The following is a 12,476-nucleotide window of genomic DNA, read 5'->3' on the forward strand; positions in this document are numbered from 1 at the left end:
CCCTATGGAATCTGGCTCAACTGGCCGGGGATGTTCTACACCAACAGGCAGGACGCGGCGCTGTCATTCCCAACGCGGCAGGCCGCGCAAGTGTGGATTCAGGAGCAGGGCGCGGACCCAGGCATGGTGCAGGTCCGCTCGTTGCCGGAACAGGAAGGTTGAGGCCGTCGTGCGCCCTGTTCCGCCTGAACTCGTGGAGGAGGTCACGGCCCTCCTGAACGAGCCCGTCCCGGAACACAAGGACGTGAGGGTTCAGGAGTTGCGCCGACACATGCGCCGCGCCTACCTGCCCTGGTCCGAGCGGGAAGACGCCCTGCTGCTGGCCCTATCGAAAGCGGGGTACAGCGTGGCAGAACTCTCGGACCTGCTGTGCCGCCAGCCGGGAGCGATTCAGTCACGCCTGATCAAACATCTGGGAGTCTCCGCGCCGCTGGAGAGCCCGCCTCCCTCCGCGCCGCCACAGGTGACCCGCGTGCCCGTGCATCTGGTCGCCCCACACTTCGAGGCATGGCTGGCCCTGGTCCGGTCGGGGAGCCGTGTCGAGGTGCTGGACGGAAACGAGGTCGTAGCCGTGCTTCAGGCCCCTGGTGAACAGAGGCCACAACGGCGGTTCGAGAGGAGTAGGGGTCACGGAGACGCCCCGAACGGCTGAAGGCATGGCGGTCACGTCTCCTTCGCTGCAAGCTCCTCCCGTCGCCCCCCAGGGGCAGGGCGAGGCCAGGCCCGTTCGGGTGATGGCCGAACGGCAGGCCCTGCTGCTCCCGCACCTGACCCAAGCCGACCGCGTCGCCGTGTTCCGTGTCAACAAGCGTCGGGGGGGCGCATTTCAGATCGTCGATACGCCGCAGGGCACGCGCCTGGAGGCAGGACCCTACGTGGGCGTCTTCGCGCTGGCGACCTTCACGGTGCAGGTCGTGCCCAAGGCAGAGATCGGCACCCGCAACACGCTCTTCATGCTGGCCCGCACGCAGGGCCGGGACTGGGCGCTGCCCCCCGCCCACCTGAACCTGGACTCGACGGACCTCCAAGACGAACTGGCCGCCCTGTTGCTGGCGACCCTGCGCCCCGAGCTGCACCGGGGCTTGTTGCGGCGCTCCCAGACGGTGCAGGAGGACCTCCCCGTCCTGCGGGGCCGCCTGCGGGTGGCCGCCTACCTGCGACGCGGCGACCCGTCGAGGCTCCCGGTCGAGTACGCCGACCTCACCACCAACCACCCGGTCAACCGCCTGTTCCTGCTGGTGCTGGAGCGGCTCGCGGCCCGGGTCTCCACCCCCCGCCTGCGCCAGCAGGTCGCGGAATTGCGAGGTTGGTTGCAGGGGGCGGGCGTCACGTCTTGGCCCTCGGTGCCGCGCGACCGGGAGGCCTTCACGCTCAACCGCCTGCAACGCCGGTACCAGCCCGCGTTGAACCTGGTGTGGCTGCTCCTGGAGGGCTGGGGCGCCTTTCAGGAGGCCGGCGAGTGGCGGGGCCAGGCCTTTACCTTCAACATGGACCGCCTGTACGAGCGGTTTCTGGAAAGGGTCCTCGTCGAGGAGGTCCTGCAGGGCACTGGGTACGTCGGGCATCCCCAGCGCCCGGGGGCCGCGGGGGAGTACCTCTTTTCGGGGAATGTTCAGCAACTCAAGCCGGACCTGACGATTACGCAGGGCGGACAGGTGCGTCTCATCGTGGATTTCAAGAACAAGCGGCCAGAGGGCCAGCCCGGTGGGGGAGACCTGTACCAGATGTACGCCTACGCCCGTCACCTGGGCTGCGACCGGGTCCTGCTGCTCTACCCGGGTGAGGTGGGATTCGGCCCACTGGAGGCGACCCGCGCCCCGCCGCTGCGGATCTCCGCCGCCGGTCTCGACCTGAAGCCCGACCTCCGCACCCACCGGGAGCAACTGCACCAGCAACTCCGCGCCCATCTCCAAACTCAAGGACTCCACTTGTGAAGACGGTTTCCCCTGAGCAGCTCTCGACCCGCCTTCGGGCATGGGCTGAGACCCATCCCACGACGGTCTCCGACGAACACCGTGCTATTCGAGAGGCATTTCAGACACGCTTTCCGCTGGAGACGCTGCAGGACCTTCCATTGGAGGAGTACGCCATCGGGCGCGGGGACGCCGACAACTTCTGCTACTGGCTCGAACAGAAAACTCAGATGCTCGGCAGCATTCGTGGCGGGACGTCCAGCAAATTCGGCGTGTACTGGAGCCAGAAGCAGCAGGAGTACGTCGTCAATGCCGCGTTCAGCAGCCCTGAGGACGCCCGCAGCCGCATTTTGGGCGCCATTGCCGAGGGTGCCGAGCATCTTGAGGGGGGCGACATCGTCGGGCTTGACGAGGCGACAGCGTCGATGGGCGAGTCGCGTTACAGCCTGCGCCTCAAACCCCTGACGCTGTATTTCCCGGACCGGCTGCTGCCAATCACCAACCCCGAGCATTTGCAGGGGTTCCTGCGCGCTTTCGGACAGGAACCCTCCGGCGACCAGGCAGCCCTGAATCACCAACTGCTCTCCTTCCTGCGGACGGTGCCGGGCACGGAGCCCTACGACACCGTGGGCCTGATGCGCTTCCTGTACAGTGAGTTTCCGCCGGTGAAGTTGGCCGACTCCCTCGGACGTCAGGTCTGGAAGGTGGCGGTAGGGGAGGGGTCCGCCTTCCTGGGCGACGCGTTGAAGTGGGACGCGGTGTTCATCGGGTCACACCTGCCCGACCTCAGCACCGTTCTGCCAAAGGATATGCCGGAGGCCCTCGCCGAGGTGGGCGATGACCGCGGCTTTGCGTCTTCGGCCGTCAACTTTGCCCACCGTATGCGTGAGGGCGACGTGGTGCTCGTCAACCGGGGAATGAAAACTGTGGCCGCGGTCGGGCTGATCGACGGGCCATACCTGGCGCCAGGCGCAGAATTCAACCCGATGACCCCGGAAATCCTGGGGGACCGTTCGCCTTTTTGGGCCCATGCCCGGCGTGTGCGGTGGCTGCTCACGGCTGAACTGCTACTGCCCGCGGATCTCCCCCTGCTGGCCGTCAAGACGGTCACCTCTCTGCCAGAATCGACCCTTCAGGCCGTCCTCGGGGCGTACGCGGCGCGGGACGGCTCGCCGGAGAACACCGCCCGGCTGGAGGAGTTGGGTTGGGCTGGAGGCGTGTCAGGGGACGTGCGACCCCCCAATGCCGTGTGGAGCGAGGAGGTGCAGTACCTCATGGATGTAGCCTCTCACACGAGGAACATCGTGTTGTACGGACCGCCGGGCACCGGCAAGACTTTCACGGCACGCGAGTTCGCCCAGGCGTGGCTGGGCTCTCCCCAGACCACCACCGTGTCATCTCGCCCTGCGAAGGCCCAGCGGTGGTGGGAGGTCATTGCCCTGGCGCTCTCGGACTTGGAAGAGGCGACCGTCCCCCAACTCCTCCAGCATCCCGAGGTGCAGGCGCTCGCCGGTCAGCGCCCCGACAACAACTCCGTGAGCAGCACGGTCTGGCGGCAACTCCAGAGCCACTCCCGCCCGGAAGACGGCGGGACGGTGGATCGGCACAGGCCCTCCGTCTTCACCCGGTCGGGCAATGACCCCGCGTCATCGGCCTGGACCCTGACCGAGGGGGGGCGGGCTGAGGTCGCCCGGTTGCGTGACGAACAGCCGGAAGTCGCCGAACTGCCGGGGGACACGGCTCTCTCCCCCGGCCTGCACCTGATCACGTTCCACCCGGCCTTCACCTACGAGGAGTTCGTGGAGGGCCTGCGTCCGACCCGCAGCGGGGGCTTCGAGATCAGGGACGGGGCATTCAAACGCATCTGCCGTGCCGCCCACGAGAACCCCGACCAGGACCACGTGGTGATCATCGATGAGATCAACCGCGCTGACACCGCCAAGACCTTCGGCGAGCTGATCACCCTGCTGGAGGACGACAAGCGGGCGGAACCCGGCACCCTGGGGCGCTACGCGGTCACCCTGCCGTACTCTGACGCGCCGGACAACCGCTTCAGCGTGCCCAGCAACGTGTACATCGTCGGCACCATGAACACGGCGGACCGGTCGATCACGCTGATGGACGTGGCCCTGCGGCGCCGCTTCACCTTTATCGAGGTGCCGCCCAGGCCGGAACTCCTGAAGGGGCTGGTCGAGGGGACAGGGCTGTCCCCCGAACGGCTCCTCACGACGCTGAACGAAGGCCTCACCGCGGCGCTCGACCCAGATCACCGGGTCGGCCACGCCTACCTGATGGGACCGACCCTGAGCGTCCGTGACCTGTCGTTCCGCTGGCGGCACAAGCTCGTGCCACTGCTTCAGGAATACTTCTACGCCCGAGACGAGCAACTCCGCAGCCTGTTGGGGGAGGCCCTCCACGACGACGCGACCGGGAAGGTGAGGTTAGGTGACGACGACCTCATCGCCGCACTGGTGAAATTCACAGGGACCGGTGGGGCGTCCATATCCTCTGCGTAAGAAGTCCTCCTCGCCGAGCGGACGGGACGGCCCGACCGTAAAATCACGGATTACGGGAGCGTCGTGCATGAAGATCAGCAAGAAGGCCATTGAGGAAGTTATCCGCAGCGTCGAGGCCAGCGAGGCGGGGGAAGTCGTCGTCTCGTTCGAGGAGTTCTGGGCCCACTTCGGCGTGGCCGACACCATGCAGGCCCTTCAACAGCAGGTGGCCGAACGGCTGGCCGCCGAGGGTTTGGAGGTGTCCTTTGAGGTGGTCATCGCCCTCCCACCGGAGGACCTGCCGCAGCGCGCGGAGTTCGCCTTCCCCGCCCGACCCGCGCCTGTCGACCTGTCGGCAGAGACCCTGCGTGCCCTCAGCATCCAGCAGCCCTGGGTCGAGCTGATCCTGCGCGGCGAGAAGAACCTGGAGTACCGCTCCCGCCGGCTGCGGGAGATGGGGCCCCTGCTGCTGCACGCCTCTGGCACGGTCGTCCCGGAGAACTTCGAGGGGCTGGATGTCGACACGGACGCCCTCCCTTACCGCGCGCTGGTCGGCCTTGTGGACGTGGTCGGCGTCGAGGAGGTGGAGGGGGAAGAGGGCCTGTACGCGTGGCAGCTCGCCCATCCGCGTCGCTTCCAGGCGCCCATCGCCTACTCCGGTGCCGCGGGCATCTTCCGTGTACCCATGGGGAAGGTGGGGCCTGCCGTCCGTGCCGTGACGCTTGGGGCGTCTTCTTGAACCCCGAGCGGGTGCGGGGGGCGCTCCAGGCCCTGTTCGAGGACGACCGCCGCTGGGCACACCACGGGAGGCGCTTGGTGTTCTGGTACGACCCGGAGGGGGACTTCCGGGAGGAGATCTCGCAACTGCACCTCAGCGGCGTGGAGGTGTTCACCCTCTCCGGGACGCCCTTCGCCCTCAAGCGCCGCCTTGTCGTCGAGGAGCCGGAGCAGCCCTTCCTGCTTTACTCACCTGGACCGCCACCGCCGCCCACCGAAAACTGGTTGCTCGACCTGGAATGCACCGGCGTGCTCTTCAATGCCGATCGCGCGGCAATGGTCTTCGCGGACCTCGGGTACCGCCGCCGGTCATTGGAGGCGGTGGTGCGTGCCCACCCGAAGTTTTTCGCGAGCAAGAAGCGGATCAGTGACCTCACGGGGCTGATGTTGCCCCCGGATGTGGACGAGCGCGGCCTGCTCACCGGTCTCCTCGCCGTGGCCGTGGGAGAAAAGGTCGCAGAGGGCTCGCTGGTGGTGCGCCGGGTGCTCGCCGGGGGCCTGGATGAGGCCGAGAACCCGGTGTGGGCCGAGCTCTCGCGGCTGGGTCTCGTGGGGGCGTTCTGGGAGCTCGCCGGGCAGGTCACGCTGTTTCGCGCGGAAGCTCCCACCCTGCGGCGGCTGTTCCTGTCGCTGCTGGTCTCCCACCTCGGACAGCAGCTCGGGGGAATGGTGCCCCCGGCCCTGGTGGGCATGAGGCTGCCGAACACCACGCCCGCCTACGCCCTGATCTCCGCGTGGCAGCGGGACGTTCGGGACGCGCCGCGCCTGACCGAACTCACCCTGGAGGTCGAGGCAGACCTCGGCATCGAGGCCTGGGCGCAGGGCCAGGAGCCGGAGGCGTACCAGCACGCCGACACGTTCCCCGTGCTGGAGCGGGTGGCGCTGCGGGCCCTCGTGCGGGCCCTTCAGTCCTCCGGAATCAACCTGCAGGGCGTGCTGGCGGTGGCCCGCACCCGGCAGACCCTGCACCACGCCGGGCGCTACGCCGCCGAGTACGCGGCCGTGATCGCCGCCGCGGGGCTGTTCGAGCAGCGCCGCTTGTTCAGCGGCACGTTTCCTGCCGACGCTGCGGTGCTCTTTGAGGGCTACGCTGCCCATCTGCACGTCTTCGACCGGCTCTACCGGCAGTACGTCACCGCCCTCGACCGCACGCCCGGCGACCTGCTCGCGGGGCTGACAAAGGCCGTGGAGGACGTGTACGTCCATTGGTTTCTAGAGGGCGTCAACGGGGCTTGGACGGACAGTTTCGACGAGCGGTTGCCGGACCGGCTGAAACCTGCCCAGCGGCAGTGGATGTTTTTCAGCCAGCACGCCCAGCCCCTGCTGGTGAAAAACGACCGGGACCGCGTGGTCGTCATCATCAGCGACGCCCTGCGCTACGAGGTGGCCACGGAACTGCGCGAGCGTATCATCGCGGACCTGCGCGGGGACCCAACCCTGGGCGGCATGCTGTCCACCCTCCCCAGCCAGACCCGCTGGGGCATGGCCGCCCTGCTTCCGGGGCAGCGGCTGACCTGGGACGCCGAGGGGGACCATGTCCTGCGGGACGGGGAGCCGACACGCGCTGACGACCGGGCCGCACAGCTCGCCCGGGCGGGATTTCCCAGCACAACCCTCAAGCTCGACCACCTGCTGGCCCTCAGCGTCGACGAGGGCCGCGCCCTCTTCGAGGGCAAGCGCCTGATCTACCTCTACCACGACGCGATCGACGTCGTCGGGGACAAGCCCGCCAGCGAACGGGACGTCTTCTCCGCCTGCCAGGCCGCGCTAGAGGTGCTCGCCCGGGCGGTGAAACGCCTGGCGAACAGCCTGAACACCTCCACCGTGATCGTCACGAGCGACCACGGCTTCCTGTACCAACGACAGGTGGTCGAGGAGGCGGACAAGCTCGCCCTGCCCGTAAAGGGTGCCCACGTCAGCGCCGAGCGGCGCAGCGTGCTCGGTCAGAACCTGCCGCCCGCCGAGGGCAATCTGCGTGTGTCTCTGGAGGCGTACCAACCGATGACGGCGCCGGTCACCGCGCTATTTCCCAGAGGCACCCTGCGCTACCGGGTGGCGGGCGGCGGGGCGCAGTACGTGCACGGCGGCGCGAGCCTGCAGGAGATGGTGGTGCCGGTGCTCACGTACCGCCACAAGCGCGCGGCCGGGGGGCCGCAGGCGAGCCGAAAGGTCGGCGTGGAGGTGGTCGCGCGCTCCCGGCGCGTCACCAACACCCTGTTCAGCGTGCCGTTCGTGCAGGCCGAGGCGGTGGCGGAACGGGTGCGGCCCCGCACCGTCACGGTGAGGTTGGTGGACGCCGCGGGACGGGAGGTGACCGACGTCAAGCAGCTCACCTTCGAGAGCGCCAGCCCGCACCCGTCCGAGCGCGAGCAGGTCGCCCGGCTGTCCGTCACCCTGCAGGGTCCAGACGTCGGCGCCACCTACTTTCTCAGCGTCACGGACACGGAGGACGGCGTAGAACTCCTGCGCGAACCGTGGACAATTGCCATCGCTTTTCAGAATGACTTCGGAGACTTCTAGTGGACGACCTGAACGGCAAGCTCAACGCTACCTACCCTGGCAAGGTCGTGCGCAAGGACCTCACCGCCCGCATCAAGGAGGGCGCGAACGTCCCGATCTACGTGCTGGAGTACCTGCTGGGGATGTACTGCGCCACCGACGATGACGCCACCATCGAGGAGGGCGTCACCCGCGTCAAGCGCATCCTCGCGGAGAACTACGTCCGCCCGGACGAGGCCGAGAAGGTCAAGAGCAAGGTGCGGGAACTGGGCCGGTACACGGTCATCGACCGGGTGAGCGCGCGGCTCAACGAGAAGGCCGACCGCTACGAGGTCGAGCTGATGAACCTGGGCGTGGCGGGCGTCGAGGTCGACGCGGTGGTCATCCAGCTGTACGAGAAACTGCTGGCGGGCGGCATCTGGTGCATCCTGCAACTGGAGTACGACGCGAGCCACAAGCCCAGCCCCTTTCTCCTCGCCAGCCTCAAGCCCATCCAGATGCCGGCCACCGACATGGAGGAGCTGCGGGCGGGCCGCGCGGCATTCACCCGTGCCGAGTGGATGGACGTGCTGCTGCGCTCGGTGGGCATGGAGCCCACCGTGTTCGCCCAGCACGTCAAGTGGCACCTGCTCGCGCGGATGGTGCCCCTCGCGGAGAACAATTACAACTCGGTCGAGCTCGGCCCGCGTTCCACCGGCAAAAGCCATGTGTACAAGGAGATCAGCCCCAACAGCATTCTGATCAGCGGCGGGCAGACGACCGTGGCGAACCTCTTCTACAATATGGCCCGGCGGCAGGTCGGGCTGGTCGGCCTGTGGGACGTCGTCGCCTTTGACGAGGTGGCGGGCATCAACTTCAAGGACAATGATGGCATCCAGATCATGAAGGACTTCATGAACTCCGGGTCCTTTGCGCGGGGCAAGGCGGAAATTGCTGCGCCCGCGAGCATGGTGTTCGTCGGGAACATCAACCAGAGCGTGGAGAGCCTGGTGAAGACCTCGCACCTGCTCGCACCCTTCCCGCCCGCGATGATCGACACGGCGTTCTTTGACCGCATTCACGCCTACATCCCCGGCTGGGAAATCCCCAAGTTCCGCCCGGAGAGCTTCACCACCCAGTACGGCTTCATCGTGGACTACCTCGCGGAGTGGGTGCGGGAGCTGCGCAAAGTGTCCTACGCGGACGCCATCGACCGCCACTTCCGGCTGGGCAATAACCTCAATCAGCGTGACGTGCGGGCCGTGCGCAAGACGACCTCGGGGCTGCTCAAGCTGCTGCACCCGGACGGACAGTGCGGTAAGGAGGATGTCCGCGACGCCCTGGTGTATGCCCTGGGCGTGCGCCGCCGGGTCAAGGAGCAGCTCAAGAAGATCGGCGGTATGGAGTTCTACGACGTGCACTTCAGCTACATCGACCTCGAGACGTTGGACGAGCACCACGTGACGCTTCCCGAGCAGTCGAGCGGAGCCCTGATTCCTGAAGGGCCGCTACAGGCAGGGCACGCCCATGCGGTGAGTCCAGCGGAGGGCGGCATGCTCGGTCTGTACCGGGTGGAGTTGCAGGCCACACCTGGCAACGGGCGACTCGTCCGGACCGGCACGGCGAGCGCCTCTGCGGCGCGCGACGCGGTGAACATCGCGTTCAACTACTTCAAGGCGAATTCCAGTCGGGTCAGCGGCGGCATCAACCCGGACGGCTCGGACTACCTGTTGCACCTGGTGGACGTGCAGGGCAACGGCGCACCGAAACACATCAGCCTTGCGCTGCTGATCTCCCTGTGCTCTGCTGCGCTGGGCAAAGCTCTTCAGCCGCAGCTCGTCCTGCTCGGGCAGATGACACTGGGCGGGACCATCAGCTCAGTGGAAAACCTCGCCGCGAGCCTGCAACTCGCCCTGGACGCCGGGGGGAAACGGGTGCTGCTCCCCATGAGTTCTGCTGCCGACCTCGCCACCGTGCCCCCGGAGCTCTTCTCCAAGTTCCAGGTCACCTTCTACAGCGACCCGGTGGACGCGGTGTTCAAGGCGCTCGGCGTGCAATAGGGCGCAGCCGCCCCTGTCGCAGGCAAGTATTTAGCGGACGTGCCGAGCACGGTTATGCAAGGGTCTTAAGAACGGCAGTTCCGCCGGCGGGGATCTGCGGTGCGCCGCCAACGCGTCGGCGACCCACTCAAACCCGGTGGAGGCGTGCTTCAGCACCACGTTGGTCGCGGTGGGCGGCTCACGGAACCTCGGGTGCGTCCGGAGGGAAGGGGACTCTGCGCGAACGGCCTGGACAAATCCAGCGAAGTTTCTTAGAGCGGGACGGGCCGCGAGGAGCAGCTCAGGGAGAAGGTCTGGACAGCGTTCTACGATCAACGTGAATGGAACGTGGTGCCCACAGATCAGCCACTCCCGTCCATCGGGAGTCACGCCCTCCAGCGTCAGGTCGCCCACTTGACTCCACAGCAGCACCATGCCCTGTGTGCGGTTCGTTTTCCACCCGGGGGCCCGCTGATCGTGTGACGCCTGATGTGGGCGGTGGGAAGCATTGTTGCTTCTTGTGATCCTGCTCGCCTTGACGGCGGCCGTGCTCATCAAGCGAATCTTCGCATTTGCCAGTTGATCTGAGCAGACGTGCTGGACCAGCACACTCAAGGCTTGGATCAGGGCCGGCTCCTCCCGCGCTAGGTCCACGACGTTGACGATGCGCGATTGGTGGCCCTGATGGACCTCCACGTAGCCGTCACTCCAGCAGCCTGTCAACGTGGCGCCTTGACCGTTCACCACGACAGGAACGTTGAGGGGCAGCCGGGTTCCCGCACGATTCAAATTCAGCGAGAGTGCCATGTGTCAGCTTACAAACTTCAGTATCAAGGGGCAGCCGCAAATCTTCTCAAGAGCCGGGAGCCGCGGACGCTTTCACCCTTAATCCCATGAAGAACGGAGGTCAGTCGTAGGTTGTGGTGCTAGGTTGTCACCGCTTACTGGGAGCCACGCGTGCCCACCGCCCGTCCCGTCCGGAAGCGGGTGAGATCGGCTGAGCGCTTCTCCAAGGTCTAGGCCACCTTCTACAGTGACCCCGTGGACGCGGTGTTCAAGGCGTTGAGCGTGCAGCGGGGCTGTTCCCCGCCCGGAAGCAGGACACAGCCTGGGCGAACGTCGCCCCCGGTCATGTCTGCCGTCCCTCTGGCCGTGATCTTCGATTTCCTCCAGCGCCTGGGCGGGAGTGTCCGCACCGACAGCCCGCCGCTGCCAAGACGAGCACACCCCACCTTTGGAGGCTCCATCTGAACCGTCCCCCTTCCCGCGATCCTGAGCTTATTTCCCTCATTCCTGATCTTGTGCATATCGGGAGCGGCTGGCAGACCGCCCTGGCCGACCTGGAAGGACCTGGCAGCCGGTGGCTGGTCTCGCCCTGGGTCAACAGCGGCGACACGGACCTGCAAGGCCTTTTGAACCTGGTCCGACCTGGGGACCGGTTGCTCCTGCGAGGACGCCCGGAGGACTTCCTGAACCGAATGTCGAGCTTCGGCGCGGTGCAGCAGTTCCTGGACCGACGGGTCGAGGTCAGGCGGTGCTCGCACCTGCACGCGAAGGTGTACGCCCGCGAGACGCCGGGTGGGGGAGTGGTGTGGCTGGGCAGCGCCAATCTCACCCGCCGCGGCCGGCAGGGGGACACGGGGGGCCACGGCAATTACGAGGCGATGAGCGGCCCACACCCGCTGACCTCCAGCGGGCTGCACCGGCTGCATGCCCTCTGGGACAGGAGCGAGCCTTTCGACCGCCCCGCCACCGAGGGAGAGGTGATCCGGCTTCAGGAGGACCGGGAGGTGTACGCCTCCCTGCTCGCCGAGCAGGCCCTCTCGACCCTGACACTGCAGGTGGGCTTCAAGTTGCTGAACGGGCAGCTGACCCTTTCCCCGAGGTGGCTGGGAATGCCGAACCTGCCGGGCGTGAGCTACCCGGCCGTGAAGTTCATCGCCAGCGACGCGGACCTGGCCCGGCGGCTGCGGCGGCTCAAGCACCGGGCGCAGCGAGGACTCGAGACCCTAGCGGTCCCGGTCGACGGGTCACCCGGGCTGTACGTGCTGCCGGTGGCGAACCGGAACGGCATCGAACGGGGACTCCGGTCCCTTCAACGGCAGGCCCAGCACGAGCTGGGACCGCAGCTGGAAGCGCAAGGGCCCCACCTGGAAGCCAAGTTCTTGGAGCGTTTTGAGGCGGCATTCCTGGAATTTGCCCGGGCCCACCGGGCTCAAGCCCGCCCGCTGCCAGACCTCCTCACCGACGCCAGACAGGCCTTCGGCGCCTATGTCCGGCAAGACCCGTTCGCACTCGCCGTGCAGTTCGGCGTGCCCCTGCCCAACCTCCACGATCCCGACGACCCGCTGGCCCAGAGTGTCGTCCAGGCCCGCAACCTGCCGCGCCCGCTGGAGTAAGGCCGTTCCCGACCCGTCGGGCGGGTGAGCACCGCCTCCGGACGCGGAGGCGGCCCAACGGTGCCGGCGTGCCCGGGCACAGGAACAAGCCCCGGTGGTCCACCCGCGTTGGCCGCCCCACCGAGGGCTCCGTCAGCTTTCCGGGCGCGCGTCGAGTTGCTGGCTCACCTGCTGCATGGTCTGCCAGGCCAGGCTGCTGGGCGACCTGCCCAGGCCGGGGAACAAGGTTCGCCGGCCGCGGGCCACGTCCCTGCCCGCCGCCCGCATCCCGCGACAGCGTGGCGGCAGGGGCGCCCGTTGAGAGAGAACAGCAAGAGAGGCTGACTAGCATGGGGCCGATGAAGCGCGGCAGGCCCCAAACCCTCAGAAAGACCC

General features: G+C 67.3%; 9 protein-coding genes. 8 read left to right on the plus strand and 1 reads right to left on the minus strand.

The window, feature by feature from the left end; genetic code table 11:
- The first annotated feature begins 30 nt into the window (after positions 1–30).
- From IC605_RS25240 to brxL, 7 genes are all read left to right on the plus strand, one after another.
- Positions 31–162 carry a hypothetical protein gene (locus tag IC605_RS25240; RefSeq protein WP_281416430.1) on the plus strand — a complete coding sequence of 44 codons (132 nt, stop codon included), beginning with the start codon at positions 31–33 and terminating at the stop codon, positions 160–162.
- Between the two features lie 7 nt (positions 163–169).
- Complete coding sequence (locus tag IC605_RS19260) at positions 170–652, plus strand: hypothetical protein (RefSeq protein ID WP_216328016.1); 483 nt, start codon at positions 170–172, stop codon at positions 650–652.
- A 4-nt stretch (positions 653–656) separates the two neighbouring features.
- A complete protein-coding gene (locus tag IC605_RS19265) occupies positions 657–1,934 on the plus strand; it encodes an McrC family protein (RefSeq protein WP_216328018.1) in 1,278 nt (425 codons plus the stop codon).
- A complete protein-coding gene (locus IC605_RS25455; protein WP_216328020.1) occupies positions 1,931–4,429 on the plus strand; it encodes an AAA family ATPase in 2,499 nt (832 codons plus the stop codon). The genes IC605_RS19265 and IC605_RS25455 overlap by 4 nt, the downstream gene beginning before the upstream one ends.
- A gap of 67 nt (positions 4,430–4,496) precedes the next feature.
- The gene (locus IC605_RS19275; RefSeq protein WP_216328022.1) at positions 4,497–5,147 is read left to right on the plus strand and encodes an ASCH domain-containing protein; all 651 of its coding nucleotides are present in this window, start codon (positions 4,497–4,499) and stop codon (positions 5,145–5,147) included.
- Positions 5,144–7,705, plus strand: coding sequence for a BREX-1 system phosphatase PglZ type A (gene pglZ, locus IC605_RS19280; protein WP_216328025.1), 2,562 nt, complete (start codon positions 5,144–5,146; stop codon positions 7,703–7,705). Before IC605_RS19275 ends, pglZ begins: the two co-directional genes overlap by 4 nt.
- Positions 7,705–9,723: a protease Lon-related BREX system protein BrxL gene (gene brxL / locus IC605_RS19285; RefSeq protein WP_216328027.1), complete on the plus strand. Its 2,019-nt coding sequence runs from the start codon at positions 7,705–7,707 to the stop codon at positions 9,721–9,723. The genes pglZ and brxL overlap by 1 nt, the downstream gene beginning before the upstream one ends.
- A gap of 30 nt (positions 9,724–9,753) precedes the next feature.
- On the opposite strand, the gene IC605_RS19290 is transcribed toward brxL, so the two are convergent.
- Positions 9,754–10,509 (minus strand): hypothetical protein, encoded by a 756-nt coding sequence (locus tag IC605_RS19290; protein ID WP_216328030.1) that lies wholly within the window; start codon positions 10,507–10,509, stop codon positions 9,754–9,756.
- Positions 10,510–11,180: 671 nt separating this feature from the next.
- Here IC605_RS19290 and IC605_RS19295 point away from each other — a divergent pair.
- On the plus strand, positions 11,181–12,101 hold the full coding sequence (locus IC605_RS19295; protein ID WP_216328032.1) for a phospholipase D-like domain-containing protein: 921 nt from the start codon (positions 11,181–11,183) through the stop codon (positions 12,099–12,101).
- Positions 12,102–12,476: the final 375 nt, after the last annotated feature.

The sequence above is a fragment of the Deinococcus aestuarii genome (assembly GCF_018863415.1).
Lineage (GTDB): Bacteria > Deinococcota > Deinococci > Deinococcales > Deinococcaceae > Deinococcus > Deinococcus aestuarii.

Coding starts and splice junctions, on each gene's coding strand:
- IC605_RS25240 (WP_281416430.1), top strand. CDS start 31: ATGTTCTACACCAACAGGCAGGACGCGGCGCTGTCATTCCCAACGCGG.
- IC605_RS19265 (WP_216328018.1), top strand. CDS start 657: ATGGCGGTCACGTCTCCTTCGCTGCAAGCTCCTCCCGTCGCCCCCCAG.
- IC605_RS19275 (WP_216328022.1), top strand. CDS start 4,497: ATGAAGATCAGCAAGAAGGCCATTGAGGAAGTTATCCGCAGCGTCGAG.
- IC605_RS19290 (WP_216328030.1), bottom strand. CDS start 10,509: ATGGCACTCTCGCTGAATTTGAATCGTGCGGGAACCCGGCTGCCCCTC.
- IC605_RS19295 (WP_216328032.1), top strand. CDS start 11,181: ATGTCGAGCTTCGGCGCGGTGCAGCAGTTCCTGGACCGACGGGTCGAG.